This is a genomic window from Gloeothece verrucosa PCC 7822, from assembly GCF_000147335.1.
Lineage (GTDB): Bacteria > Cyanobacteriota > Cyanobacteriia > Cyanobacteriales > Microcystaceae > Gloeothece > Gloeothece verrucosa.
Genome location: NC_014501.1, coordinates 1,349,051 through 1,375,443 on the forward strand (window position 1 = coordinate 1,349,051; position 26,393 = coordinate 1,375,443).

Below are 26,393 nucleotides of genomic sequence, written 5' to 3' on the forward strand. Positions count from 1 at the left end.
CTTTGCTCCTCCCACCACACGCCATCTAACCCATACAGTCTGCTAACCCCAATGTTTAAACGCCCAAAATTTCTCAAGGAGTTTCGGTGTAATTCTCTATTGGCTATTTTATTAACCGGAGTGCTGATGACAACAAGTCAACAAGCGCAAGCTGAAACTGACAAAGTGTCTCAAGTCATTTCACCCGCCATTAGCTCTTTCGGATCGTTAAATCTTGTGTCTGATGTGTATCCCGAAGCAGTAGAACCCGCCGTCAATGATCCCCTGAATAGTCCCTATCCTATTCCTTGGGAATGGATACAGAAAACTCAAGCTGAATTTACAGAAAAAGGCGTTTCCGGTTTACGCTATTATCGTAGTCCCTCTTTAGTGTCTCCAGATGGAGAATATGCTGTCTATACCCGCGTTTCCTTCTCAGTTGAACCGGAAATGTATCGCTCACGGGTAACTAGCGTTATGTTTTTGGAAAATTTGCACACAGGAGAATTACAAGTTATTCGCGCTCAATCTCCTTTTGCCGAGCATCTAGCACAACATTATAATGAGGAACAAATACCCGGCTTAATGTCCATTTTAATACCGGTTTCCTGGTCGGCAGATGGTAATTACCTTCTTTCAAGACAATTTGAAGGGGTTTTTAATACTTCTGAGGCTTCTGACTATGCGGTCATCTGGAATCGTCAAAAGCGGCAGACTAAAACCATTAGCCCCAAGAATGACCATGATACCACAGCGATTCTCATGGGATGGAATTCTAGTAACCCTGAGCAAGTTTTATTTCGTGCTGGTTTTCTCGGGGATGAAGACTGGCCAATGGTTTCAGTTGCTCTTGATGGTCAAACAGTCTTCGCTAGTCACCAAGAATCAATTACTTATGGTCAACTGACTACCTCGATTTGGAGCGGCTCTCAAGCTTTAGAATAAGGGAGTAGGGTGGGCAAAAGTTTTCACTCTTTGGCAGATATTGCTCACCACTCCTCTGTAACGTGAGACTTCTTAAACTTTTATTGAGGATTTGCTTGAGGTATCCATCAACCCACTACACTCACTAAAAGTAAGTTGGTATTTCTATAAACGATAAGTTTTATGGCTTATTTTTGGTTTAAAGCATTTCACCTGATCGGCGTAGTGGTTTGGTTTGCAGGGTTATTTTATTTAGTGCGGCTGTTTGTTTATCACGCTGAAGCTTCTCAACAGCCAGAACCGGCCCAAACGATTCTTAAAAATCAATATGTGATCATGGAAAAACGCCTCTATAACATTATCACCACTCCTGGAATGGTAGTGACGGTAGCTATGGCGATCGGCTTAATCTCTACAGAAACAGAGGTTTTAAAGTCGGGTTGGTTGCATATTAAGTTGGCTTTTGTGGTGGCTTTGCTTGGCTATCATTTTTACTGTGGGCGCATTATGAAGCAACTTGAGAAAAATGAATGTCAATGGAGTGGGCAGCAGTTTCGCGCTTTGAATGAAGCTCCGACTGTGTTATTAGTGGTAATTGTGCTTCTGGCTGTGTTTAAGAATCAATTACCTTTGGATTTAACCACTTGGTTGATAGTGGCTTTGGTGATTCTGATGGCGGCTTCGATTCAGCTATACGCTAAGAAACGCAGAAAAGACCAAGAAAGATTAATGCAATTGAACTCACAGGAAGTGAGTAAAGCGGCTGGCACTTAAAGATTATCGCTGTTTGGGGGTGACGAGATAGTTGTTTCTTCAACTGCCCCCATTCTCCCCCCTTCAAAAAAAAATTTTTCCTTGGGGGCTTGCAATTTAGAAAACTATTTGCTAAATTTAATAAACGTGGGAAAAAACAAATCCCCGAGCCGGGATAGCTCAGTTGGTAGAGCAGAGGACTGAAAATCCTCGTGTCGGCGGTTCAATTCCGCCTCCTGGCATCTAAACAAAAAGCTTAAATCCCTTACTACAACCGAGTTTCAGGGGTTTAAAATGTTTGTGCAGAACTTAGCTTAAATTGTAAACTGACATCGATGGAATATTTATTATCTGTGGGGTTGAGTTTTGAGGCGGCTTCTGGGATACTTCAGCAGTTGAAGGAATTTGAACCAGATTTTGCTAATCGGGAAATTTTTAAGCGCTTGATGTTAGTTTTTGATGAATCTGTGGGAATACTTAAGTTGAAGGATTTTAATAGAGAGGAGGCTATCGCTTTTGTTGATAAAGGTTTCCCAGTTATTCCTGTTTGGTTGGATGGGATTTATCAGCAACTTATCAATAAACTCAAAAAAGCTATTTCTATTCATGGATAATCACAGTAAAATATTGCCTGCCCAAGAAACAAACTCAGGTTGTTATTATGTTGGTGAGGCTGAAAAAGTCTTGAAAGAATCCTATTTTTGTAAGTTCAAAGGCCAAATACAGTTAATTTTTACATCTCCGCCTTTTCCTCTTAATAGTAAAAAAAGTTATGGCAATATGCTGGGTGACGAATATCTTCAATGGTTTACCGATTTAGCTCCTCTCTTTGCGGAAATGTTAACTGAAGATGGCTCTATTGTTATTGAATTGGGTAATAGTTGGGAATCCCAACGTCCTGTCCAATCATTACTGCCTTTACAATCATTGTTGAGTTTTGTTTCGTGTGCAGGAACTAATTTACGCCTTATTCAAGAATTTATTTGTTACAATCCATCTCGCTTACCTTCTCCTGCTAATTGGGTAACAGTTAACCGCATCAGAACTGTAGATAGTTATACTCGTTTATGGTGGGTAGCTAAAACGGATTCTCCTAAAGCAGATAATTCTAAAGTATTGCGTCCTTATAGTGAACGCATGAAATACCTTCTTAGAACTGGCAATTATAACTCAGGTAAAAGACCCTCTGAGCATAAAATTGGAAAAACTAGCTTTTTAAAAGATTGTGGTGGTTCTATTGCTCATAATTTCCTAGAATTAGACGATATGGACTCTCAAAGAAAAGTTCGTCTACCTAATGCTTTTTCTTATTCAAATAGCAGTTCTAATAATTTTTTTGCTAAAACTTGTAAAGAACGGAAAATCACGCCTCATCCTGCACGAATGCCAATGGGATTGCCAGCATTTTTTATTGAGTTTTTAACCGATCCTGGAGATTGGGTATTAGACCCTTTTGCTGGTAGTAATACAACTGGATATGCAGCAGCCAGACTAAATCGAAAATGGTTAGCAATAGATGCAGAAAAACAATTTGTCGAGCAGTCAAAAATTCGTTTTGAAGACCCTACATTAAAAACACAAACACCATCTGAATAAATTTATGAGGATTATTCAAATGAGCATTATTCAGAAACTCACACAACCTAATCTTTTTAAACGTAATAAATCTACGGGTGATTGGGAAACAGGGATATTTGTTGGTCGTCCATTTAGACTTAGTTATACTAAAGCAGAAATATTAGTAGCTGATGCTTGGAAGCAACAAGCAAAAGGTATTCCTCAAAGTTGTTTTCTTTTGGCTTATTATGACAATGAACTTGATAAGCAAAACGATATTGAAGCAGTATTGCTCAGAGTTATTCAACCAACAAAATTACCAACGGATCAAGAGGTAATTAGTAGTATGGTTGAATATTATAAAGATGATATAAAAACAGGAGAAACGAAAAAATCTCAGTTAGACACTTTCACTCGTTACGAATTTTCTTTTAGCGGTTTAGAATGTTCTATACTAGGTTCTTTTTACATTGATGAAAATAGAAAAACTCGTTTTGGGGCAGATTTAGAAAATTTTTATAGTGCCCATAATTACTCTGTTATTAAGCCTTCAGCAGAGATTTTAAAAGCTATTGTTAACTATCGGGAAAATGGGACTCCCGGAGGCTCTGGAGACATAAAAATTGGTAAAGTTCGTTATAGTTCTAGTCGACGGTTTCAGCAACAAGAGAATGACGTAATAGTTTATGTTCAAGCTCCTGATTTTGCTGGAACAAGAACTGCTCTTTTTGGAATGACTCGAACCGGAAAATCTAACACAGTTAAAAAGATCATTCAATCTTGTGTTGAAATGAGCAATAATGCTCCTTTAACTTTAGATAAAAAGCAAGAAGATCCAGAAGATGTGCTTAAACGTTTCACAGAAGATAATAACCCTAAGTATCCAATTGGACAAATTATTTTTGATATTAATGGAGAATATGCTAATCCTAATCTTCAAGATCAAGGCACAGCTATTTTTGATTTATATGAAGAGCAAACAGTTAGATATTCAACAGTTCCTAAAAAAGGCTTTAAGGAAATGAAGGTTAACTTTTATAGGGAAATTGAAAACGGTTTTGAAATAATAAAAAGCTATCCTACTATAGCAGAAGACAGAACTAGATTTGTTACAAATTTTAAATCTGTTGATCTGATAAAACCGGAAGATTATCAAAATAATCACTCAGCAAGAAATCGTTACGATAGAAAACTTTCCGTATATTTATGTTGTCTTTTCCGGGCTGGTTTTCAAGTTCCCAATAATTTTACAGTAAGATTTTCAGCGAATCAAAATGTCCGAAATGATGTTAATCCAGATGTTAATCCGTCTTCAGGATTAAATCTTGAAGAAGCTGCAAATTGGTGGGAAAATTTTTGGAACATTTATGAGGCAGATCCTAATGGCACTTTCAGCAATTATAGGCAACAAAATGAAGGACGTGAATGGGCAGATGATGATCTAAAAGCTTTGCTTGTCATACTAACTCGTAGAAGTCGTTCAGGAAAAGATGCTGATTGTTATGGATTTCGTATTCTTAAACCTATTGTAAAACAGCATACTAGCACTAATCAAGCACCATTTGACCAAGATATTCTCAATAATTTAAGACAAGGCAAAATTGTTATTGTTGATCTTTCACTGGGTAATGCTGAAATACAAGCCATCTTTAGTGAAAGAATATGTCAAAGAATTTTTGCTGATGCTATCAGTCGCTTTACTAGCACTCGTCCTAATAATTTTATTCAATTCTATTTTGAAGAAGCACATAATCTTTTTCCTAAAAAAGATGATAAAGATTTATCCCAAATTTATAATAGATTAGCTAAAGAAGGAGCTAAGTTAAATCTTGGTTTAATTTACGCTACTCAAGAAGTGAGTTCAATTAGCAGTAATATTTTAAAAGCAACTCAAAACTGGTTTATATCTCATTTAAACAATGAAGATGAAATTAAGGAATTGAGAAAATACTATGATTTTAGCGATTTTACAGAGAGTTTAATTCGCTTTAGTCAAGACACAGATAAAGGTTTTGTTCGTATGAAAACTTACAGCAATCCTTTTGTGATTCCAGTTCAAATTGATCGTTTTCCTCCTGAAGATTAAATTAGTTTAAATAAACTCAAAAATTATGGGATATACCAGTAAAAATAACCGTCGTCCTTTTGAAAGTGCAAGTAAAGCTTCACATCATCATATTATTAAAGATCCAGAGGTTCAAGCAGTAATGCAAAGAATTGAAGAACCTCCTCAAGTTGAGGATATTTCTACTGAACAATTGATAGAAGATTTTGAACCATCTCAAAATAATCCTGTAGAGGCTATTATTGCCGTAGATGGCGGTTACACAGAAGTAGTTTTAAATAAAGAATTTCCTTCTCGAACTATCCATTTTTTACAATTTGGAGCTTTATTTTTTAAGTCAGAGGATTTAGCTGAAGTCGATTCATCAGCTTTTATTGACCCTAAAGATATGGCAAAACTAAAAAATATTCAGCGTCTAAAATTAGCCCTACCTACTCGTAACCTATGCTTTAAAGATAGTAGTACCCTTAAAGGTACTGTATTAAAAGCAATTTATGAATTTTTTATGAAAAATAATTTAGATGAAGATAAAAGTTTAATAGATACCTTGGCATGGTTTGTATTTCGTAAATATAAACAAGGAAAAAGAACAGAACAAGATAAATACTGGAATTTAGGAAGAAATCCATTAAGTGTAGATAATAATTCAGTTCGTTTATTTGAAAGCGAAATGAATAGAAATTATACTTTTAAATGTCCTGAAACTGGAGGAATAATTTATTTAACTGATATTTTTCGGCTTCATGAAGTTATTGATGAAGAAACAGGAGCAGGCGGTATTTTAGGTTATTTAGTTAATGTAATTGAACACTTAATTATCATTCATTTAATTAGATTATTATGTAACAGACAGCCAGAAATGCTCAAGAAAGTTTTATTTATTAAAGATGGTTCAACTGGCTTTTTTGGACAAACTGCACAACTTCATGTTGCAATGCAAGATTTAGTCAATTGGCTTTTAGATGAACATAATATATTATTAGCTGGATTAGAAAAAAGTGGAGCTTTTGTTGATCACGCTCAAGATATACAAAACAAACTCGACAATGGAAAAGCACTTATTTTGAGTGATAATTATATTTATCGTTATATTTTACCGGGAACGGGTGATCCAAATCTTCCTTATGCTTCTACTAGCAACTATGGACATAAACTTATTTTTAAAACTAGAAATGGACAAATGTATGTTGTTGCAGTTCCAGTAAGAGAACTTAAGAAAAATCCAACTATTAATGACTTACCAAATTTACAAACTATTTTAGATAATGTAGAAAAATTACGTTGTGATATGTATGATTCTGCTTTATTCCCTGTAGCTTTAGTAAATAAATTAGTAAGTCTTTCTGCATATCCTAGCCAAAGAATTCTTACTAAATTTGCTAATAACACTATTAAGTAAAATAAATATTGCATTGTAAATTATATTCAAATCAATTTTTGCCCCTTTCTTATCTCCCCAAATTGCAATTACAAGCTAATTTGAACGAGAAATCAAGAGTTTGAGGCTACTACTCAGGTTAAAATACCTAGGTAGTGAGCGATTTTAAGCTCCTCTAGACAAAAAAGTTGGGGAGGATGTCACCTTGTAACTAATCATAATAACTAACCTGATATTATGATTGACCTAATTCCCTCAACTTCTTCAAAACCGCCTCAGCATGACCTTTAACCCGAACATTCGGCCAAACATAAGCAACTTTTCCATCAGCATCAATTAAAAAAGTAGAGCGAATAACCCCCATATATTCCTTTCCCATAAACTTTTTTAATCCCCAAACCCCATAAGCACTGGTTACTGTATGCTCCGGATCACTCAGAAGTTGAAGCGATAAATTATGTTTTTCTATAAACTTACCATGAGACTTTTCAGTATCCGGGCTAACCCCTACCACCTTAGCATTTAAAGCCGCAAACTCAGGAGAAAAATGCGTAAAATCTATCGCCTCTGTGGTACAACCAGGAGTATTATCTTTGGGATAAAAATAAAGCACTAACCAATGAGCCGCAAAATGGGACAAACTGATTAAATCACCCTTGTGATCTTTCGCCGCAAAATCGGGTGCTGTTGCTCCTATCTTAGGTAAATTACTCATTATTAACAATGTAAAGGAACAGTCGTCAAAGGAAGTAAAGAAAGCGGCAGCCAACTCCAACTCCAATAATTATAAACATAAACTAGAGAAGGATTAGACTCATTTAAAAGAGCATTAATTCTTTCTATTAAACGATTTTGATGAACCGACTCATGTAAAGCCGCCGAACAATTAGCGGCTGAAATCTCAAAACGATCTTCATTAACTTGTTGAGCGACAATCAGTAAAGATTCTGCCAAAAGCAAACCATCTATTTTTTGAGCCGCTTGATAATCTGCTCTCAACTCTCTTAAAAATAACAAATCCTGCCATAACCCTTCGGTATTAGGTAGCCAAAAGGTCAAAGAACGCAACCATCCTAACCAGAAAAACCAGAAAGTATCATGATAATCATCATGGGCCTGTTCATGGGCCAAGACAGCTTGTAAATGGTCTTGATCTAAACTATCTAATAACCCCTGACTAATCACTAATTGGGGTTTCCAAAAGCCTATTTGGGCGCTATAAGGAAAGGCAAGATCAAGAATTCTTGCCCTTTTACCCATAATCATTTTTTCAGGATAAACAGAAAGATTTTGCAGTGATAGCCAACCTTGATAGGCAAGTTTGAACCCTGAAAAAATAGCGATCAGCAGAAAACCCACTGCCAATAAATAACTATACCAACCGGCCTGTAAACCGAACATTTGCCCATGATATCCCATCCAAATTACCGCCACCGAAGTCATCAGCAATAATAAAGGGGGAAACAGAAAAACAAACAGCGATCGCTGCCAACGGTTCATCCAATTTTCGGTTAAAGATGGCACTAATAAACGAATGCCACAAGCTAACCCTAATGCGCTCAAAATCATGACTAGGTGCATTATCGTTTTTCCTCCCGTTTTTTGCGGATAGCCTGTAAACGAGTTGCAATTTCTGATAATTGTTCTAGACTCGCTGTATCTAGACTATCAGCAAAAGAGGCGACTACATCAGGATTACTGACAGCAAGAAAGCGATGTAATTGATCATAAGACTTGATCGCCTGGGCCTGTTTGCGAGAAACTAAAGGTTGCCAGTAAAAAGCCTTACCCTGTTTATGACAAGTCAACCAACCTTTATTCGTCAAGCGGCGTAGTACCGTCGTCACAGAAGCATAGGCTAACTCTCGGTCTGGATCGGCTAAAATTTGGTCATGAACATCTTTAACGGTAGCTGTCCCCATATCCCAGACAATATTGAGAATTTCCGTTTCTAGGGGGCCTAGGGAAAGTTGTTTAGGGCGATAATCAGGTAGAGGTGGCATAAGCAATTAAAAATTGAACATTGATCAACAGGGTTAACTGGCTAAATCTGGGAATACTTCGCGCACAGCCGGATGAATAAGACGATGACCTTTAACATTTAACCCTTTAGCTAAGGCAGCATCTTTTTCTAAAGCTTTTAATCCCTCATTAGCTAATTTAAGCACATAAGGTAGGGTACTATTATTAAGAGCTTGGGTAGCTGTCCAAGGCACTGCCCCGGGCATATTGGGAATACCCACATGAACCACTCCCTCCTCGACATAAGTGGGGTTACTATGGGAAGTGGGATGAAGGGTTTCAATACAGCCGCCTTGATCCACTGCCACATCGATAATTACTGAACCTGGGCGCATTTTCGAGACTAATTGACGAGAAACTAAGACCGGCGCTCGTTTGCCGATCACTAATACTGCACCAATAAGTAAATCTGCGTCGGGTACCACCCTTTCTATTTCGGTAGAATTGCTGTACAGCAGTTCTACTCTAGACCCAAAAAGGCTCTCTAAATAGGATAAACGATCCACGCTGATATCGAGAATTTGTACTTGGGCCCCCATCCCGATCGCCATTTTAGCCGCTTCTGTTCCCACGACTCCGCCACCGAGGATAACCACTTTACCCGGACGTACTCCAGGAACGCCGCCTAATAATACCCCTCTGCCGCCTTGCTGTTTTTCTAAATATCTAGTCCCAAATTGCACCGATAAGCGCCCGGCGATGATACTCATGGGGGTAAGTAAAGGAAGGGTTTTATTAGATAATTCTACAGTTTCGTAGGCGATGGCGCTAACACCCGATTCGATCAGATGTTCGGTTAAAGGGCGATCGGCGGCTAAATGAAGATAGGTAAATAGCAATTGTTCTTTGTGTATGTGGGGATATTCTGCGGGTAGAGGTTCTTTGACTTTAACCACCATTTCCCGGTCCCATACCTCTGTAGCAGTCTTGACAATTTTCGCTCCGGCTTGTTGATAGTCTAGATCAGTAAACCCGGCTCCTACTCCGGCTTGGGTTTCTATAAATACGGTATGACCTTTTTCCCAGAGAACCCTTACACTACTAGGACTCAACCCGACTCTAAACTCTTGATCTTTAATTTCTTTGGGAACTCCGATTTCCATTTTAATCCTCAATACCAAATGTTTTGTTATACTTCCACTGTAACGAGGTCTTGTTAGACAAGCCTCTATCTCTTGTCGAGGGCTACTGGAATTTATGTTAATTGCACTTTTTCTAAGATAATCCCTATTTTAAAAAAAGTTGCAATAATTATGATTTATTTAATTTTGTGCTATAATGTAGAGTGTTTCTGTATCCTATTTATCCCTACAGATGTAATTAGTTTTAAGATTTAAAGGGTAAAGTGATCGCTACCTCTTAAAAGTTATTTTCAATTGATAAAAGTATTAATAAGCTAAAGATTCAGTTGGTGGTTTAATCATGAAAATTGACGGTTAACATCTCTTGCTTGATGTAAAACTCTAATAATTTCGATTCCCTCGACAGTTTTAGTATAAAAAATAAGATAAGGTTTAACAGGAAAGCTTCTAAGTCCTACTAGCAGATCGTCTCGTTGCTTTCCCAGATCGGGAAATTGAGATAACATGGGAAATCGGTTTAAAATTTGAGCAATTTGTTGATCGGCTAAGAGTTCATCCTGCTGTGCTAGGTAAACCCAAATATCTTCTAAATCTTGTTCTGCCTGCCGTGAAAGACGAAAACGATTCATTAAATTTGCTCCTGCTGAAGCCTTTGTTTGCTCCGCATCTTAATCGTTTCAAGCAAACTGGGCAACGAGGACTCATCATAGTCTGTATAATTACCGTTTTTGAGTTGTTCTGCACCTACTGAAAGATCATGTTGTAAGACTTGCCGTTTATGTTGAAGTTCTTCACTATTCAAGGATGAAAACTGAATTTTCTGCGCGAGGAGTTGTTGTTCCTCGTCGGTAAGAGAAAGGATAATTTGAGCAAGAGAGTCTATCAATTTTGTATTAATTGAAGCAGCAGGTTGGCTCATGATTAAGATTGTTAAAATTGATTTTCAAGATCTTCAGGAGAAAGCATTGCCGAATAATGCAAAGATAAGCTTATCAAGTCAAACTTATCTTGCTCAGTCCAAGTGTCGCTACACTGGATAATAGATACATTTTGCTCAACTAGATCGTTAAGAATAAGTGTTGCCAAGCTTAAGCGCTCATCTAAGGGTAAGGCACTGACAACCTGTCTGTAGATTTCTTGAGCAGTGTTGGGCATAGTACATCCTCCTACCCTTCATTCTAAATCGATCTTATTAATGTTGATCTTTGTTGGTACAATACTTTGTTAGACGGCTTCTCCTCTGCTCTCCAGTTTTCTTTTAAGGATCTCTTCCATTTCCCTTAAATCTTCCTCAGTCTGGGGAAATCTATATTTTGGACTATTAGGATCGCTACGTCTAATCAGCGCTTCGATTGCCTCATCATCTTCACGATGAGCTAAAATATAGGCTCTTAACTCTTGGCGAGTCATTTTACTAAAGTCAGGTTTAGTCATTGTTGAACCTCCATTGACCATCAGGAAAAATCAAAATTTCCAAGCTTTCTGTTACGCCAGCAATACTTATAAAGTGCTGTAGTATTCTTACCAAGTTCTATTACTGTACCAATCGGTACAACTACGGCATGAGTATAGAAGGTGAAAAGTTCACGCTCAAAATACCTAAAGTTCCATCGATATTGGGAATTAGTAAACACTAAATTATCATTAAATTCTGTGATTTTTTCCCAATCATAAAGAAGAACAGATGCGAGAGGAGTTTTTTTCTTAATATTTTTTAGTTGAGCAGTTTTTAACTTATCATACTTTCGAGATTTTTCATATTTTTTTTTTGCTTCTAGGAATCCTACTCCTTCAAGTTTCTCTCCCTCCCATGATTCAAATACAACTAAAATTGCAATATCACCATGAGTTTGCTCACACGTACCCTTTAGCTTAAAGGCATCGCATTTGAGATCAAACGGACGTTCCAAATCAACTATTTTAACTCCATTAATTGTCTTTGTAAGTTTTTTGACTAAGTTTTCTGATAGATAGTCTTCAGTCCAAGGTCGTGGAAACGTATCTTGAACAACACTGCGAATTTGCTTTTCCAAATGGATAATGAACTCTAAATATTCAATTTGTTTCATATAGGCTTTTACCAGGATATGTCTCAATGATATAGAAGCACTTAATGAGAAAAGATAGGATAGCAAAAACCTTTAGTTATTGGGTTACTGGTAACTGATCAATTTATTGTATTCTGCGTGTGTACCAATCCAAAACCACGAAATGCCTTTTTCAACTTCTACGCCTAATGCTCTGTAACCCAACCCTGCCCGGACTGACCAGTATTTACCAACCTTCTTAAAATGCAGAGAAGGGTGAGACGGATTAACTTTAAGCAATTCGTAACTCTGGTTAGCAGTTTCCTGTACTGACTCAGGTAAAGCATTATAGCATTGCCAGAATCGACGAGTGGTATAGTGCATTAGATTTGTCGACAGTTCCCCGCTTCAAAATCAGCGATCGCCTCTTGAGCAAGAGCTTCTAATTTTCCCTCAGCAATATCTTTTTCTAACTGTTCATCCCATCGTTGCTCATCTAATTCATAAAACCATTCCCTAAGTTTACAGAACTCCTCAGACGGAAGTTGGAGAATTGCAGCTTCTATTTGCTCAGGTGTTAACATAAACCTTACGTTACTTTAATTCTCATTTCATTGTAACCTAATTTTTAATCTTTTTCTTAATAATTATTTTCAATTTTCTCTTTTTATCTAATATCCTGGCCAATTTTCTCGATAACCTCTGGCTTCAAATCAGGCTCAGGATCAACCTTACCCCTAGTGTCATCCTCAAAGCCAAAAAAAGTGATAGTCTTAGATAGTAATTCCTAATAACTGATGGCTCGTTTAAGTAGGTAAACAACATGGAAAAACGACAACTCGGTAACTCAGATATCTACATAACCCCTATTTTGATGGGAACTTGGCAAGCCGGGAAATGGATGTGGGTTGGTATTGAAGACGAAGAAACCATTAAATCTATACGCGCCGCATTTGAAGCCGGAATTACCACCATTGACACAGCAGAAGTCTATGGAGAGGGACACTCAGAGAAAATTGTTGCTCAAGCGCTTTCTGATGTACGCGAACAAGTGGTCTATGCTTCAAAAGTCTTTGCTAACCATCTCAAATATGACCAAGTGATCAAAGCTTGTGAAGGTTCTCTAAAAAACTTAAACACCGACTATATTGATCTCTATCAAATTCATTGGCCTGCTGGTTCTTTTAACTCAGAAATTGTCCCCATCGAAGAAACCATGAGCGCCCTTAACCATCTTAAAGAACAAGGCAAAATTCGCGCCATTGGTGTCTCAAATTTTTCTCGAACTCAACTCGAAGAAGCCATGCAATATGGGCGTATTGATAGCCTACAGCCGCCCTATTCCCTCTTCTGGCGGCAAGTTGAACAGGATGCTGTGCCCTACTGTATAGAGCAAAATATCTCAATTTTAGCCTATTCTTCTCTGGCTCAAGGATTGCTAACCGGTAAATTTGGACCCGATCACCAATTTGCGCCAGGAGATCATCGGGCAAAAAATAAGCTATTTCAAGGGGAAAACTATCAACGCGCCCAAAAAGCCTTAGATCAAATGCGTCCTATTGCCGAGCGTTATGGATGTAGTTTAGCAAACTTAGCCCTAGCTTGGTTAATTGCTCAACCCCAAACTAATGCCATCGCCGGGGCACGCAATGCCGAACAAGCACAAGGAAACGCTAAAGCCGCAGATGTGCAACTTTCACCTGAAGATATTAAAGAAATAGATCGAATTGGACGACAAGTCACCGATCATTTAGATAATGATCCGGTGATGTGGAACTGGTAATTTTTGCTATCAGTTTCCGTCGTAGGAGCGAAAAAGGATAGACAGTGAAATATTTTTTCTTATCTGAAGGATGGACTTTTGAGCGAGTGTGGGAATTTGGCGGACTCTGGGACGAAATGTCCTGGCGGCGAAAACCCCACATTAAGCGGCTTAATATAGGCATGGTAGAACGGGGTCAAGTTTTATGGCTTCATGAAGTTGAAGACAATATTCTAATGGTAGAAGTTATGCCAACCCCTGATGTTACTAAACCTGGTCCTTTTGGGAAAGTTATTCTCAGCCGATTACTCACGGGAGAACAAGTGGTAGAATGTCTAGGGAAAGCAGATGGAGTGGTGAAAATTAATGAACCCTCTCAAAAATAATTCGAGTGGGCAAGTCCCACTTTATATTATTACTAAAACTAAATGTTCATCGACTTAAACACCAATTAATTTTCAGGCTCAATTCACCTCAATAAAATTTCTTAGCTATACTCGGTCAAGGTTTTTTCCCAACAATGGAGATTTTAAAATGCCGACAATTGCTATCCATAATGAAGTTATTACCGTGATCATTATTTTTTCCGTCGAGCCTCAACAACAGCAAGAATTAATCGATGTAATTGCAGAATTTTTAGCCACCGTAAAACAACAGCCCGGTTTTGTATCGGCGAGTATCCATAAAAGCCTAGATGGGGTCAAGGTTGCTAACTACGCTCAGTGGAAAACTCGAGAAGATTATCAAGCTTTCCTCAATAATACAGAAGTCCAAGCTAAAGCCGCTAAACTTAGAGAGTTTAACCCGCCAGATATTCATATTTATGAGGTAGTTTTATCCCAATCAAAAATCGGGACTCCGACCATTTCAAAAGGCGGTTATATCGCTCACTTTGCCCAATTTAAACTCACGCCAGATAATCAACCTCGTATGCTAGAATTAGCAGCCGAAAATATCGGCAAAGCAATGCAATTACCCGGATTAGTATCAGCTAATTTTCATCGAAGTCTTGACGGAACTCGCGTGATCAATTACGGACAATGGCTTAATGCTGATGCTATCGAAGAACTGAAAAAACAACCCGGATTTGCTTCTGATGCTCCTTATTGGGAAGGAATTGCTGATAATGAACATCATCTTTATGAGGTGGTCTTGACAGAACCAGTTGATTAAAAAGAACTCATCAAAAATTTGATAAGCCCTAATTGTTATTTCCAAGTTTAGGAATTATGCGTCGTTTTAATTTCCGAGAGATTCAATTACAACAATTGCAAATTCCTACTGGCTGGAATGTAGTTTGTCATCAATTTTATGATGTTGAACCAGATTCTAGTATTTTTAATATTCAAGTAAAAGGACTACTTAATGAAAATATTTGGGAACTTTTTATAGAAGATTTACTTCAACTTCAAAACTCTCAATATAATTTAATTTTAGATTTAGGTTGGTATCCTGAAGGCGATCCAAATGGATGTTATAAATTAATCCTGATTCAACATCAAGACTGGGAAGCTCCACTAGCGACATACCAATCCAAGAAAAAAGATGAAATTGTTAATAAAATTAATTTATGGTTAAGCAATATCAATCCTCAATAATTAATTTTGAGAGTATCAATTAGAAGGCAATCAATATAATTTTATTGAAGCTTTGTTGTTAAAAAATTAAGGTTTTTGATAAGCTCTAATCATTCCTTGAGTTCCCAGATTTGCCCCTTCACCGTTGTCCATTTCTGCTACGATTTGAAATAGACGAGCGGCTAATTCTACTCCGGGTATTTGATCTAATTCTCCGTTTAGGGTTTCCTTAACTAATCGCAGGTCTTTTAGGATATGTTTAATCATAAAACCCGGGTTATAATCAGAAGCCGTAATTTTAGGCCCTAAATTCGCTAATGCCCAAGAACCGGCAGCCCCGGTACTACACACTTCTATCATTAAATTGGGGTCAATTCCCTGTTTTTTTGCCATTTCTATCGCTTCACATAAAGCCACCATGTAACCCGAAACTAAGACTTGATTACATAATTTTACTGCTTGTCCACTCCCCACAGGGCCACACAAACGGATCGTTTTTCCCATTGCTTCAAAGTAGGGAAAACATTCTTGGAAATCTTTTTCATTTCCTCCTACCATAATGGTAAGAGTTCCTTTTTGGGCCCCGATATCTCCTCCTGAAATAGGCGCATCCATAAAGCGAAGATTATGCTTTTTTAATTCTTCTCCTATCTTAATGGCTGCTTTGCTGCCGATGGTACTAAAATCTACAATTAATGTATTAGGTTGAGCGAAGTTAACGACTCCTTGCTCTCCTAAAATCACTTCTTCCACATCAGGAACATCTCCAACACAAGTAAAGACAATATCGGCAGTTTCTACCGCTTCCTGGATAGAAGAGACGATAATAGCACCTGCATTTTGAGCAATTTCTACCCCGGGACGGTTAAAAGTACGATTCCACCCTTTGACAGTATAACCTTGACGAACTAAATTTGCTGTCATGGGAGCGCCCATTACCCCAAGTCCTAAAAATGCAAGTTGTTTGGTCATTAGAATTACTCCTAGATCATTAAATTGCTGGTCATAATTAAACGCTTTGGTGGGCATTGCTCACCCGACAAACTTATTCTATTTTATGCTATTTACCTACTTAAAAGTTGTGAGATTCCTAGTTTCTTTCATGCCTGTGGTTCGTGCGGCGGCACAAACTTCTCCCCAACTGCTAAAGTATTCATCATAATATTTAATGGGAAATTGACCATACTGGATCACTTCTTCACGGGAAGGTAAATAACCTAGCTCATGGGCAATTCGTTTCACTTCTAGCTGCAAGGTTTTTTTAGAAACTTGATATTTTTGTTTGATAAGACGAGGCACAGGGCTATTTTTTGCCCTTAAAATACGGTCTTCTTTACGAAATGGATCTAAACCTTTTACTATTTCATCATGTCTGTCTATAGCGATTTTAGAATATTCGGGAGAGATTTCTATTCCTATATATTTACGTCCGATTTGATGAGCGGCTAGAGTAGTCGTTCCTGCGCCATTAAAGCAATCTAATACTACCTCTCCCATTTCAGTAAATAATGAGATTAAACGATACATTAAATGGGGGGGAAGTTGACAGGGATGATCCACGCGGCGGCTATTGTGTTTTAATCGATGAATATCTGACCATAAATCAGTTAGAAGAGTGCGGTCATTTATGTTTAAATTTTTCCGTTTTTTGATACAGCTAGAACGCAAGCAAAAATCGTCAGCTAAAGGGTTTAAAGCGTTAAAGGTTTCGGGGGCGCTAGTAGTAGTAGTTATCCCTGATTCACCCATCAAACCCGGTAATTCTCTCGGTTTTCCTTTGCTAAAACATAAAATTGTATAGTGTGCAGGCATGATTAATCTGACGGGAAAAGCCAAGGCATCCCAAACAATCCAATTTTGAAATTGTAGAAGGGTTTTTGAGAAAATAAAATGGCGAATGGCTCGGAGCGGTATATTTAAAATTGCACAAGTTCTGCCCGGTTTTAAAACTCGTGCTATTTCCCTAATCCATTGATCACACCATTGAAAATATTGCTCAATTTCTAAATCATCTGAATAGCCGGAATATTGTTTTTTGAGATTGTAAGGCGGATCGACAAAAGCAAAATCAATAGAATTATCCGGTAATTTTTTTAAATAGTCTAGGCAATCCCCCGTTAAGATTTTATTAGTGTATTCTTCGGTTAATTGATTTTCTGGCAAGAAAAGCTCAATAGGTGGTGTGCTAATTCGACGTTCCGGCAAGCGCTTTCTACAATCAAATACTGTTAATTGTTGATAGGAGTCAATGCCAAATAAATCTGCGAATCTAGTAATAATTGGTGTAAGGTCAATGTTCGGGTCACAATCCTCATCCCGCCACACATCTGATAGTAAAGTTCCATCTTCATGATAAGTATGTTTTTTGCCGCCATAATCTTTGGTTGTTTTGTCACAGGCGGGACAGTAAGTATATCTGATTCTTGTTTTAGTATGCTGGAGTGATCCTTGATATTTTGTATAAATTAATGCACCAAAATGAGAATTAGGAAGATGCTGATTATGGGTTAATAATTTTTCTTGTCGTCTTCGTCTTATGGCTATCCAGTGATGAAAATGTAAAGATGAGGATATTTGTTCTTGAACTTGTATTAAATCAATAATTTCGCCGACAATAATTAATGTGGCTTTTCCGCCTAATTTTTCAGTTATTTGAGGAATAATATGAGGAATTTTCTGTAAAGGAGTATTGTTGAGTAACTCATCATTAAAACACGGCAACCAGATTAAACAAACATCAGTCAATTCATCAACTTGTTTTAGGGATAAATTTTGAGGGTCAATATTAATTATTTTTCCTTGTAGGGGTTTTGCATTTTCTGAAATATGAGCCATAAAATTTTATGATGAAAAACACTCTTTAATAAAATTGCAAAGCACATCCAACTCGGAGCGAGAAAAACCTACTGTACAATGGCTGTGGGAACAAATATTACGCAAAGCAGATTCTCTTTGAATGTTGCCTGCACCATCAATGACATAGGCTATTTTGTGACCGGCTTGTTGAATTTGTTCGTATCTTGATCTTGCCTGTCCTGATTTACGTTCTATAGTGCTATTAGTTGTTACTTGAAAACTAACTTCAATCGCTATATATTTAGAATTATTAGTAACTACTAAATCAAAGGATGTCATTCGTCCAGTTTCTGTATCAGTATGAGTAACATTCGGTAAGCGACCACTCGAATTAATAGTAACTAGGTTTAGGTTTATATTTTCCTTAATATATTGATCAACAAATTGTTGAGCTATTTGGCCTAAACTATTAGATTGCGCTCCGCCGGTAATACGACTAACCCAGATATATCTCTGCTTAATAAAATTGGTAAGTTGATCGGGTTTTCCTAAATACTCTCCTATTTCACATTTTAAAAGTACCGATGCTGATTGATTATCATCACTATATGTATTGCCAAACAATAAGATCGCAATTGCATCTTTTTGTAAATCATCTAAAGGATGATCTTCAACCAACTTTTTCCCATCTATTTTTAAATTTTTATTATTAAATGAACGTATAGGTAAAGCGCGAAAAGTGTAAGAGCGTTGCTCGCCTCGCCAAATATAACTCAATTTTTTTTCTGGAAAAAGAGTGTTAAATTCAGAACTTACTCTTTGTAAAGGTTCACCTCCAAAGTCTGCAAGAATGACTAAGTGTTTTAAAAAAAGGTTAGCTGGTAAAGTAGAGGCTTGAACTACATCAAATAAATTATCTAAATCACGAACCTCAATACTCAAAATAGAAATAAACTGGTCTTGTGTTTCCAGCAACAGGGGAATAATACTTAACTTAGCTTCTTGCTCCGATAGCTCAGACGGCCAAAACTTAGAAGCGACCTTTTCCAATTCCTCAAAGGTTCTTCGATAGTTACCATAAGGTTGAGCCATTACTTTCCCAATGCTAGAGCTAACAAGTTAATAGAGTTTGCTCATCCCAGTTTAACATCAGATGGTGATGATGAATGACCCTTCTTTGTGACTAAAGACTGACAAGGGAGAGGAAAAGGCGATCACGTCGCCAACTAATTTTTGCCCTGCCCTTGCCATCGACTCTAACAATCGTTACACTCTTTTAAAGAAAATTCATCTTAAGGTCGGGAGTAGGCAACAGCCGCAAACCTCTAATTCTGACAGTGGAGGAAGGCCGACCGAATGATAATATACAGAGAACAAAACCCTTGTCAACGACAACCAGCTAGAGATAGTTGGTTAGGCATAAAATCCTACGGGCAGGTTGACAAGTGATTATGAGAAACCCTCTCTCTGTTTGGCTAAGATCAAACTGCGAGTTGTCAAAACTCATAAACGCTTAAAGTAAATTGCCCGTAAACCTATAACCTAAGCTAATTAGGCTGTCGGTTCATAAAAATCCTCTCCGATAACGCTTGCGTCATCATGTAGGAGAAATGTCAGTTTAAGGGATAATAGATCAAGCTTAAGCCAACTCTTGGTCGTTTATATAGCTCTCTGAGAGTAGGCAAAATCTATAACCCAAGATACGTTAAGAAAAAAGCGTCGCCGTAGACAGTAACAATTAACAGGAGGAGCGTAGTCAATGGGACTACCTTGGTATCGAGTCCATACAGTGGTTCTGAATGATCCAGGACGTTTGATCTCTGTTCACCTGATGCACACCGCTCTGGTGGCAGGTTGGGCAGGTTCTATGGCTCTCTATGAGCTTGCTTTGTTTGATCCTAGTGATCCGGTTCTCAATCCCATGTGGCGGCAAGGTATGTTTGTACTGCCCTTCATGGCTCGTTTGGGAGTAACAGGGTCTTGGGGTGGCTGGAGCGTCACCGGTGAAACCGGAGTAAACCCCGGTTTCTGGTCTTTTGAAGGCGTGGCGGCTGCTCACATCGTTTTATCTGGCTTGCTGTTCTTAGCGGCCGTTTGGCACTGGGTTTTCTGGGATCTAGAACTCTTCGTTGATGCCCGTACTGGTGAACCCGCCCTCGACTTACCGAAAATGTTCGGTATTCACCTGTTCTTATCTGGTCTTCTTTGTTTTGGTTTTGGTGCTTTCCACCTCACCGGTTTATGGGGTCCTGGAATGTGGGTGTCAGACCCCTATGGGTTGACCGGCCACGTTCAACCGGTAGCACCAGAATGGGGTCCATCAGGGTTTAACCCGTTTAACCCCGGTGGAGTTGTAGCTCACCATATTGCAGCCGGTATTGTTGGTATTATTGCTGGTCTATTCCATTTGACGGTTCGTCCTCCAGAGCGGCTTTATAAAGCCCTCAGAATGGGGAATATTGAAACCGTTCTCTCTAGCAGTATTGCGGCAGTGTTCTTTGCGGCTTTCGTAGTAGCGGGAACCATGTGGTATGGAAATGCCACCACCCCCATCGAATTGTTTGGACCTACCCGTTATCAATGGGACCAAGGCTACTTCCAAAAAGAAATTCAGCGTCGAGTTGAAGCCAGTGTTGCTCAAGGAGATAGCCCCTCAGAAGCTTGGTCTAAAATTCCAGAAAAGCTTGCTTTCTACGACTATGTAGGTAATAGCCCTGCAAAAGGCGGTTTATTCCGTACTGGTGCAATGGATAGTGGGGATGGGATCGCTCAAGCTTGGCTTGGACACCCCGTATTTAGAGATAGCGAAGGTCGGGTATTAAACGTCCGTCGGATGCCCAACTTCTTTGAAACTTTCCCGGTTGTCTTAACTGACTCTGAAGGGGTAATTCGCGCTGATATTCCTTTCCGTCGTGCTGAGTCTAAACTCTCTATTGAGCAGACCGGTGTAACCGCTACCTTCTACGGTGGTGCGTTAGATGGAAAAACCTTTGACAACCCTGCTGATGTTAAAATCTTTGCTCGTAAGGCTCAATTAGGTGAACCGTTTGACTTTGACCGCGAAACCTTAAACTCTGACGGGGTATTCCGTACTTCGCCCAGAGGTTGGTTTACTTTTGGTCATGCTTGCTTCGCCCTTCTGTTCTTCTTCGGTCATATCTGGCATGGCTCTCGTACTCTGTACCGAGATGTATTTGCCGGTATTGATCCGGACCTCGAAGAACAAGTGGAATTCGGAGTATTTGCTAAAGTGGGTGACTTGAGTACCCGTAAAGAAGCCTAGATTTAACATAATCTAGCAATTTTGTCAACTGAAAACAAGGCGGAGGGAGTTCTATCCTTCCGCTTTTTCTTTAGAGATACAATTGTGGAGATTTTTGTTAAAATCTAAACGGATTAACTTTTAAAGCAATAGCTAGATGTAAACCATGAAGTTATTTTTAAGTTAATAGAGAATATGAAATAAAAACATTTTCTCTAAATAGTTTCTTAATCAAAGCCGTACAATTCCCTAGTCATTAAAAAATTCTTGTAGGATGATAGATTGGTATCAACTGAACGGCTGGCTTTAAACAACGAAGGAAATCAAACAAATGAGCGCGAATGACAATAACATAATTTTCGAAATTGTCAAAAAATATAAAGCTGAAATTTTAGCCGAGTGGCTTGAAGAACAAGCATCTAATGGGATACGTCAAGACTTAATTAAGGAGCAACAACTGCGCGAAGAATGTCAGGAATTTCTACATTTGTTTAGTGAGGCCATAGAGCAGGGAAATTTAAATAACATTCAAACGCCGCAATGGAGTCAGGTTAGAGATCTTTTAGCGAGTATTTCTCGTAGCCGCAGTCACAAAGGGTTTAGTCCCAGTGAAACAGCCTCTTTTATTTTTTCCTTAAAACAACCTTTATTTAAACACCTACGCCAAGAACTTGCTCAAAACAGTATCGAACTGATTGACAATATTTGTGTAATTACCATCCTCCTAGATAAATTAGGACTCTGGACAACCGAAATCTATCAAAAAACCCGCGAGGAGATCATCTTACGCCAGCAAGAAGAACTGCTAGAATTATCCACCCCTGTAGTAGAACTTTGGGAGGGAATCTTAGCTTTGCCCATTATCGGAACGCTCGATAGTGCCCGCACTCAAACTGTTATGGAATCTCTTTTACAGCAGATTGTTGAGACGGGCGCAGAAATTGCCATCATTGATATTACCGGTGTGCCGACAGTCGATACATTAACGGCTCAACATTTACTGAAGACAGTAACAGCCGCAAGATTGATGGGGGCTGAATGTATTATCAGTGGAATTCGTCCTCAAATTGCCCAAACCATTGTCTATTTGGGTGTAGATTTAGCTGATGTTGTCACCAAGGCATCCTTAGCTGATGCTTTTGCACTAGCTCTAAGACGAATGGGGTTGAAAATAGAGCAAAAAAAAGATGCCTCAGAAAGTGAGGGGAGGTGGTAATGGAAAAGATTCCTATTCTACAGATGGGAGAATATCTGCTGGTAACCATTCAGGTGGATATGCACGATCGCTTAGCCATGACTTTACAAGACGATTTGACCAATAAAATTGTTCAGACTAAAGCCAAAGGCGTGTTGATTGACATTTCAGCCTTAGAAATAGTCGATTCATTTATCGGGCGAATTTTGGGCAATATTGCGAAAATGTCACAAGTATTAGATGCTAAAACCGTTGTTGTCGGGATGCAGCCGGCAGTAGCCATTACCTTAGTCGAGTTAGGTCTTTCCCTAACCGGAATTCGTACGGCTCTTAATGTCGAAAAGGGAATGCAATTGCTGCAAAAATCGTCCACAGCTACTCCTCTAAGAAGCCTGAAAACTAAGAAGAAGTATGCTTGGGGATAAAATTATGACAATTCAATCCTCCTCAGATATTGTTCTAGTCAGGCAAGCCGTACGTCAGATGGCCGTTAGCTTAAAATTTAGCTTAGTCGATCAGACTAAAATTGTCACGGCAGCCAGCGAATTAGCCCGCAATACGCTAGATTACGGTGGAGGAGGAACGGTTAAATTAGAAATTCTTGAAGAGTCTTTCCGGCGTGGATTAAGGCTCACTTTTGAAGATAATGGGCCCGGTATTCCCGATCTTGATTTAGCCCTTAAAGATGGCTATACTACAGGGTCAGGTCTGGGAATGGGCTTAAGCGGGACAAAACGGCTAGTCAATGAATTTTCAATTGTTTCCCGCGTAGGCGAGGGGACACGGGTTACAATTACAAAATGGAAATAATTGAACGATGAATGAAGCGATTTTGTTACCGATTTCCGAACCGAGTCAAACCGGTAAAGCGCGGCGCGAAGCGTTAACGTTAGCCAGTCGCCTCGGTTTTGATGAAACCAAACGCGGAAAAGTTGGATTAGTGGTAACAGAAATCGCTAATAATCTCGTTCTCCATGCCACCGAAGGGCTGCTACTTTTGCAGGCAATTGAAAGGGATAATCAAATAGGTATAGAAATATTATCTCTCGATCAAGGGCCCGGTATGAGCAATATTAGCGAGTGTTTGCGAGATGGATTTTCTACAGCCGGAACCGCCGGGAATGGATTAGGGGCGATTAGTCGTCTTTCCGATGGTTTCGAAGTTTATTCGAGTCCAAAAGGAGGAACGGCAATTCTGGCTCAACTGTGGTTAACCTCTGCCTCATCCTCTTTATCTTCCTTGGATAGCAAATTAGATCAGATTTACGGAAATCCGATCACCTCTAATTTAGATAATAAAATTAAATTAGAAATAGGAACCATTTGTCTGGCCAAAGCCGGACAAGAAGTTTCCGGTGATATCTGGGCAACTGTCCAACAAGATGAGCGCATATTACTATTAGTCGCCGACGGTTTAGGCCACGGATTGCCAGCCGCCCAAGCCTCTTTAGAAGCCAGGCGAATTTTTCATGCCTCAGCCCATTTAAACCCCAAGGAAATTATTGAAGCAACCCATCTGGCTTTACGGAGTACGCGGGGAGCAGCCCTCGCCATAGCCGAAATAGATTTTAGCCGCCAAACCCTACGATGGGCTGGTGTAGGAAATATAGCCGGAGCGGTATTTTTTCCCCAAAAAAGCTATAGTATGGTGTCTCATAACGGCACAGTCGGCCATGAAATGCGTAAGGTTCAAGAATTTACCTACGATTGGCAGCCGGGAGGATTTTTAGTGATGCACTCTGACGGCTTGGGGACTCAATGGAATTTAGACCGTTATCCGGGTTTAACCAGTAAACATAGTAGTTTAATTGCGGGTGTATTATATCGAGATTTTAATCGCGGTCGAGACGATGTAACTGTTTTAGTGGCGAGGGAAATATATTAAATGAATAAACTTATCCTCACTTTAAAAATTAACTCCGAACAAGATGTCGTTATTGCACGACAACGAACCCGACAGTTAGCGGGATTACTGGGATTTGATGCTCAAGATCAAACCCGAATTGCTACAGCCGTTTCAGAAATTTGTCGTAACGCCTTTCAATATGCAGGCAGTGGTAAAGTTGAATTCAGTTTAGATGGCAAACAACCTCAATGTTTTTTAATTCAAATTTGTGATTCAGGAAAAGGAATTTCTAATCTAGACAGGATTCTCGACGGGGACTACAACTCTACAAGCGGAATGGGACTTATGAGTAGCCGCCGCTTAATGGACCGTTTTGACATAAAATCTATTCCCCAACAAGGAACTAAGGTCTTACTGGGAAAAAATTTACCTAAGCGAGTTCCGCCGATCACAAAAGAGCTACTCATCCAAATTGTTGACAAATTAGCCCAAACTGCGCCTCAAAATCCCCTTTTAGAAATTCAACAGCAAAATCAGGAATTACTGCAAACCCTAGCGCAACTTCGACAACGAGAAGAAGACTTACTGCAACTTAATCAAGAGCTTGAAGAGACAAACCGGGGAGTAGTTGCTCTATATGCCGAACTAGACCAAAAGGCAGAGTCTTTAAAACGAGTCAGTGAGCTTAAAAGTCGCTTTCTCTCCAATATGAGCCATGAGTTTCGCACGCCTCTGAACTCAATTTTATCCCTTTCTAATTTTCTCCTCAAGCGAATGGATGGAGAACTCAATTCAGAACAAGAAAAACAGGTAACTTTCATCCGCAACGCTGCTCAACAGCTTTCTGAGATGGTTAACGATCTCTTAGATTTAGCTAAGGTAGAAGCCGGAAAAACCGATATTTATGCGGATAAGTTTGAAATTGGTGACTTATTTGGAACGTTAAGAGGAATGTTTCGTCCTCTGCTAATTAATAACTCTTCAGTCTCTTTAATTTTTGAAGACCCCGACCATATCCCATCAGTTTATAGTGATGAAGGCAAAATCGCTCAAATTCTCAAAAATTTTATCTCTAATGCTTTAAAATATACAGAAAAAGGCACCATTACAGTAGCCGCCGTGCCAATTGGAAATCATGTAACTTTTTCTGTGGCTGATACCGGTATAGGAATTGCGCCGGAAAACCTTGAGTCGATTTTTGATGAATTCGTTCAGCTTAAATCACCTTTACAAAAACGGGTTAAAGGCACGGGGTTAGGATTACCGATTTCCCGGAAACTCGCTCAATTACTGGGGGGGGATGTTTCGGTTATTAGTGAATTAGGCAAAGGCTCTACTTTTTTTCTGAACCTCCCTATCGATTATCGCACTGACGAACCAAAATTAAAGGAATTGCCTCAGCTAGACGCAAAATATCTACCTATTTTGGTAGTGGACGATAATCCTGAAACACGCTTTACTTATGAAAGCTATTTTAAGGGTTCTTGTTATCAAATGATGAGTTCTACTAATTTAGAGCAAGCTGAAAAAGTTGTGCGCTCATTTAAACCCAAAGCGTTAATTTTAGATAATTTTTTCAAAAAAGAGAATTACTCAAGTTTTTTAGCTCGAATTAAAAGCGATCAAGAAATAAGAGAGATTCCTTGTTTAGTTATCGATAGTGTTAATGATGAAGAAAAATTAAAGGCTTTAGGGATAGATGCTTTCTTGAATCAACCGCTAAATCGAGAGAGTCTTTTAAAAACTTTAAATGGCTTGCTCAAAAAAAATATCAAGCAAACCATTTTGTTAATTGATGATGAGAAAGCCTCTCAAAATCTATTTAAAGATTATTTAAATGATACAGATTTAAACTTTATTGAAGCCAGCAATGGAATCGAAGGTATCCGTTTAGCTAAAGAGAAAAAACCTCAAGTGATCGTTCTGGATTTAGTCATGCCAGAAATGAGCGGACAGGAAACTTTATTAAAATTAAAAAATGATTTAACCACCTGCCAAATTCCCGTCATTATTAATAGTTTGAAACCCTTAGAAGAATCAGAACGACAAGAATTAACTCGATATGCTGTAGCAATTCTCTCAAAAAACCATACTTCTCAAGAGAAAAAGAGAGGCGAAATTCGAGAAGCTTTGCTAAGAGCAGGACTCTATTTAAAAATTTGAGGTAT

At 38.7% G+C, this 26,393-nt stretch carries 30 protein-coding genes and 1 tRNA gene; 17 read left to right on the forward strand and 14 right to left on the reverse strand.

Annotated elements, in window-relative coordinates:
* The first annotated feature begins 51 nt into the window (after positions 1 to 51).
* The 7 genes from CYAN7822_RS05995 to CYAN7822_RS06025 all read left to right on the forward strand — a co-directional run bounded on the left by CYAN7822_RS05995 (position 52) and on the right by CYAN7822_RS06025 (position 6,677).
* The gene (locus CYAN7822_RS05995; protein ID WP_013321344.1) at positions 52 to 924 is read left to right on the forward strand and encodes a hypothetical protein; all 873 of its coding nucleotides are present in this window, start codon (positions 52 to 54) and stop codon (positions 922 to 924) included.
* A 162-nt stretch (positions 925 to 1,086) separates the two neighbouring features.
* Positions 1,087 to 1,677: a protoporphyrinogen oxidase HemJ gene (gene hemJ / locus CYAN7822_RS06000; protein ID WP_013321345.1), complete on the forward strand. Its 591-nt coding sequence runs from the start codon at positions 1,087 to 1,089 to the stop codon at positions 1,675 to 1,677.
* 148 nt (positions 1,678 to 1,825) lie between these two features.
* Positions 1,826 to 1,898: transfer RNA gene (locus tag CYAN7822_RS06005), tRNA-Phe, on the forward strand.
* Between the two features lie 93 nt (positions 1,899 to 1,991).
* The gene (locus CYAN7822_RS06010; protein ID WP_245602701.1) at positions 1,992 to 2,270 is read left to right on the forward strand and encodes a hypothetical protein; all 279 of its coding nucleotides are present in this window, start codon (positions 1,992 to 1,994) and stop codon (positions 2,268 to 2,270) included.
* Positions 2,263 to 3,252 carry a DNA-methyltransferase gene (locus CYAN7822_RS06015; protein WP_013321346.1) on the forward strand — a complete coding sequence of 330 codons (990 nt, stop codon included), beginning with the start codon at positions 2,263 to 2,265 and terminating at the stop codon, positions 3,250 to 3,252. The genes CYAN7822_RS06010 and CYAN7822_RS06015 overlap by 8 nt, the downstream gene beginning before the upstream one ends.
* A 19-nt stretch (positions 3,253 to 3,271) precedes the next feature.
* Positions 3,272 to 5,299 carry an ATP-binding protein gene (locus CYAN7822_RS06020; RefSeq protein ID WP_013321347.1) on the forward strand — a complete coding sequence of 676 codons (2,028 nt, stop codon included), beginning with the start codon at positions 3,272 to 3,274 and terminating at the stop codon, positions 5,297 to 5,299.
* A gap of 25 nt (positions 5,300 to 5,324) precedes the next feature.
* A complete protein-coding gene (locus CYAN7822_RS06025; protein ID WP_013321348.1) occupies positions 5,325 to 6,677 on the forward strand; it encodes a DNA double-strand break repair nuclease NurA in 1,353 nt (450 codons plus the stop codon).
* A 214-nt stretch (positions 6,678 to 6,891) separates the two neighbouring features.
* Here CYAN7822_RS06025 and bcp read toward each other — a convergent pair whose 3' ends face one another.
* From bcp to CYAN7822_RS06080, 11 genes are all read right to left on the reverse strand, one after another.
* Positions 6,892 to 7,371, reverse strand: a complete 480-nt coding sequence (gene bcp, locus CYAN7822_RS06030; protein WP_013321349.1) for a thioredoxin-dependent thiol peroxidase — start codon at positions 7,369 to 7,371, stop codon at positions 6,892 to 6,894.
* A 2-nt stretch (positions 7,372 to 7,373) separates the two neighbouring features.
* Complete coding sequence (locus CYAN7822_RS06035; protein ID WP_013321350.1) at positions 7,374 to 8,237, reverse strand: M56 family metallopeptidase; 864 nt, start codon at positions 8,235 to 8,237, stop codon at positions 7,374 to 7,376.
* Positions 8,237 to 8,659, reverse strand: a complete 423-nt coding sequence (locus tag CYAN7822_RS06040) for a BlaI/MecI/CopY family transcriptional regulator (RefSeq protein ID WP_013321351.1) — start codon at positions 8,657 to 8,659, stop codon at positions 8,237 to 8,239. The genes CYAN7822_RS06035 and CYAN7822_RS06040 overlap by 1 nt, the downstream gene beginning before the upstream one ends.
* A gap of 33 nt (positions 8,660 to 8,692) precedes the next feature.
* A complete protein-coding gene (gene ald, locus CYAN7822_RS06045) occupies positions 8,693 to 9,781 on the reverse strand; it encodes an alanine dehydrogenase (protein WP_013321352.1) in 1,089 nt (362 codons plus the stop codon).
* A 317-nt stretch (positions 9,782 to 10,098) separates the two neighbouring features.
* Positions 10,099 to 10,389 (reverse strand): type II toxin-antitoxin system RelE/ParE family toxin, encoded by a 291-nt coding sequence (locus tag CYAN7822_RS06050; RefSeq protein WP_013321353.1) that lies wholly within the window; start codon positions 10,387 to 10,389, stop codon positions 10,099 to 10,101.
* Entirely contained in the window at positions 10,389 to 10,679 is a 291-nt protein-coding gene (locus CYAN7822_RS06055; protein ID WP_013321354.1) for a hypothetical protein, read from the reverse strand. The genes CYAN7822_RS06050 and CYAN7822_RS06055 overlap by 1 nt, the downstream gene beginning before the upstream one ends.
* A gap of 11 nt (positions 10,680 to 10,690) precedes the next feature.
* The gene (locus CYAN7822_RS06060; RefSeq protein WP_013321355.1) at positions 10,691 to 10,915 is read right to left on the reverse strand and encodes a helix-turn-helix domain-containing protein; all 225 of its coding nucleotides are present in this window, start codon (positions 10,913 to 10,915) and stop codon (positions 10,691 to 10,693) included.
* Positions 10,916 to 10,984: 69 nt separating this feature from the next.
* Positions 10,985 to 11,194, reverse strand: coding sequence for a DUF6887 family protein (locus tag CYAN7822_RS06065; protein WP_013321356.1), 210 nt, complete (start codon positions 11,192 to 11,194; stop codon positions 10,985 to 10,987).
* Positions 11,195 to 11,214: 20 nt separating this feature from the next.
* Entirely contained in the window at positions 11,215 to 11,829 is a 615-nt protein-coding gene (locus tag CYAN7822_RS06070; RefSeq protein WP_013321357.1) for a hypothetical protein, read from the reverse strand.
* An 84-nt stretch (positions 11,830 to 11,913) separates the two neighbouring features.
* Positions 11,914 to 12,171 carry a ParE family toxin-like protein gene (locus tag CYAN7822_RS06075; protein ID WP_013321358.1) on the reverse strand — a complete coding sequence of 86 codons (258 nt, stop codon included), beginning with the start codon at positions 12,169 to 12,171 and terminating at the stop codon, positions 11,914 to 11,916.
* Complete coding sequence (locus CYAN7822_RS06080; protein ID WP_013321359.1) at positions 12,171 to 12,371, reverse strand: hypothetical protein; 201 nt, start codon at positions 12,369 to 12,371, stop codon at positions 12,171 to 12,173. Before CYAN7822_RS06080 ends, CYAN7822_RS06075 begins: the two co-directional genes overlap by 1 nt.
* A 239-nt stretch (positions 12,372 to 12,610) precedes the next feature.
* Here CYAN7822_RS06080 and CYAN7822_RS06085 point away from each other — a divergent pair, with 239 nt between their 5' ends.
* The 4 genes from CYAN7822_RS06085 to CYAN7822_RS34455 all read left to right on the forward strand — a co-directional run bounded on the left by CYAN7822_RS06085 (position 12,611) and on the right by CYAN7822_RS34455 (position 15,147).
* Complete coding sequence (locus CYAN7822_RS06085; RefSeq protein ID WP_013321360.1) at positions 12,611 to 13,570, forward strand: aldo/keto reductase; 960 nt, start codon at positions 12,611 to 12,613, stop codon at positions 13,568 to 13,570.
* 44 nt (positions 13,571 to 13,614) lie between these two features.
* Entirely contained in the window at positions 13,615 to 13,935 is a 321-nt protein-coding gene (locus tag CYAN7822_RS06090; protein WP_013321361.1) for a hypothetical protein, read from the forward strand.
* Between the two features lie 148 nt (positions 13,936 to 14,083).
* Positions 14,084 to 14,722, forward strand: coding sequence for an antibiotic biosynthesis monooxygenase family protein (locus tag CYAN7822_RS06095; protein WP_013321362.1), 639 nt, complete (start codon positions 14,084 to 14,086; stop codon positions 14,720 to 14,722).
* A 56-nt stretch (positions 14,723 to 14,778) separates the two neighbouring features.
* Positions 14,779 to 15,147: a hypothetical protein gene (locus CYAN7822_RS34455; RefSeq protein ID WP_013321363.1), complete on the forward strand. Its 369-nt coding sequence runs from the start codon at positions 14,779 to 14,781 to the stop codon at positions 15,145 to 15,147.
* 66 nt (positions 15,148 to 15,213) lie between these two features.
* Here CYAN7822_RS34455 and CYAN7822_RS06105 read toward each other — a convergent pair whose 3' ends face one another.
* The 3 genes from CYAN7822_RS06105 to CYAN7822_RS06115 all read right to left on the reverse strand — a co-directional run bounded on the left by CYAN7822_RS06105 (position 15,214) and on the right by CYAN7822_RS06115 (position 19,014).
* Positions 15,214 to 16,098, reverse strand: coding sequence for an NAD(P)-dependent oxidoreductase (locus CYAN7822_RS06105; protein WP_041933536.1), 885 nt, complete (start codon positions 16,096 to 16,098; stop codon positions 15,214 to 15,216).
* Between the two features lie 96 nt (positions 16,099 to 16,194).
* Positions 16,195 to 17,961 (reverse strand): DNA methyltransferase, encoded by a 1,767-nt coding sequence (locus CYAN7822_RS06110; RefSeq protein ID WP_013321365.1) that lies wholly within the window; start codon positions 17,959 to 17,961, stop codon positions 16,195 to 16,197.
* A 6-nt stretch (positions 17,962 to 17,967) separates the two neighbouring features.
* Positions 17,968 to 19,014 (reverse strand): DpnII family type II restriction endonuclease, encoded by a 1,047-nt coding sequence (locus tag CYAN7822_RS06115; RefSeq protein ID WP_013321366.1) that lies wholly within the window; start codon positions 19,012 to 19,014, stop codon positions 17,968 to 17,970.
* A gap of 667 nt (positions 19,015 to 19,681) precedes the next feature.
* Here CYAN7822_RS06115 and psbB point away from each other — a divergent pair.
* The 6 genes from psbB to CYAN7822_RS06145 all read left to right on the forward strand — a co-directional run bounded on the left by psbB (position 19,682) and on the right by CYAN7822_RS06145 (position 26,388).
* A complete protein-coding gene (psbB, locus tag CYAN7822_RS06120; RefSeq protein ID WP_013321367.1) occupies positions 19,682 to 21,205 on the forward strand; it encodes a photosystem II chlorophyll-binding protein CP47 in 1,524 nt (507 codons plus the stop codon).
* Between the two features lie 310 nt (positions 21,206 to 21,515).
* On the forward strand, positions 21,516 to 22,400 hold the full coding sequence (locus tag CYAN7822_RS06125) for an STAS domain-containing protein (protein ID WP_013321368.1): 885 nt from the start codon (positions 21,516 to 21,518) through the stop codon (positions 22,398 to 22,400).
* Positions 22,400 to 22,804 (forward strand): STAS domain-containing protein, encoded by a 405-nt coding sequence (locus CYAN7822_RS06130; protein WP_013321369.1) that lies wholly within the window; start codon positions 22,400 to 22,402, stop codon positions 22,802 to 22,804. Before CYAN7822_RS06125 ends, CYAN7822_RS06130 begins: the two co-directional genes overlap by 1 nt.
* A 4-nt stretch (positions 22,805 to 22,808) precedes the next feature.
* Positions 22,809 to 23,189 carry an anti-sigma regulatory factor gene (locus CYAN7822_RS06135; protein WP_157871787.1) on the forward strand — a complete coding sequence of 127 codons (381 nt, stop codon included), beginning with the start codon at positions 22,809 to 22,811 and terminating at the stop codon, positions 23,187 to 23,189.
* Between the two features lie 7 nt (positions 23,190 to 23,196).
* On the forward strand, positions 23,197 to 24,264 hold the full coding sequence (locus CYAN7822_RS06140; RefSeq protein ID WP_013321371.1) for an ATP-binding SpoIIE family protein phosphatase: 1,068 nt from the start codon (positions 23,197 to 23,199) through the stop codon (positions 24,262 to 24,264).
* Positions 24,265 to 26,388: an ATP-binding protein gene (locus CYAN7822_RS06145; protein ID WP_013321372.1), complete on the forward strand. Its 2,124-nt coding sequence runs from the start codon at positions 24,265 to 24,267 to the stop codon at positions 26,386 to 26,388.
* Positions 26,389 to 26,393: the final 5 nt, after the last annotated feature.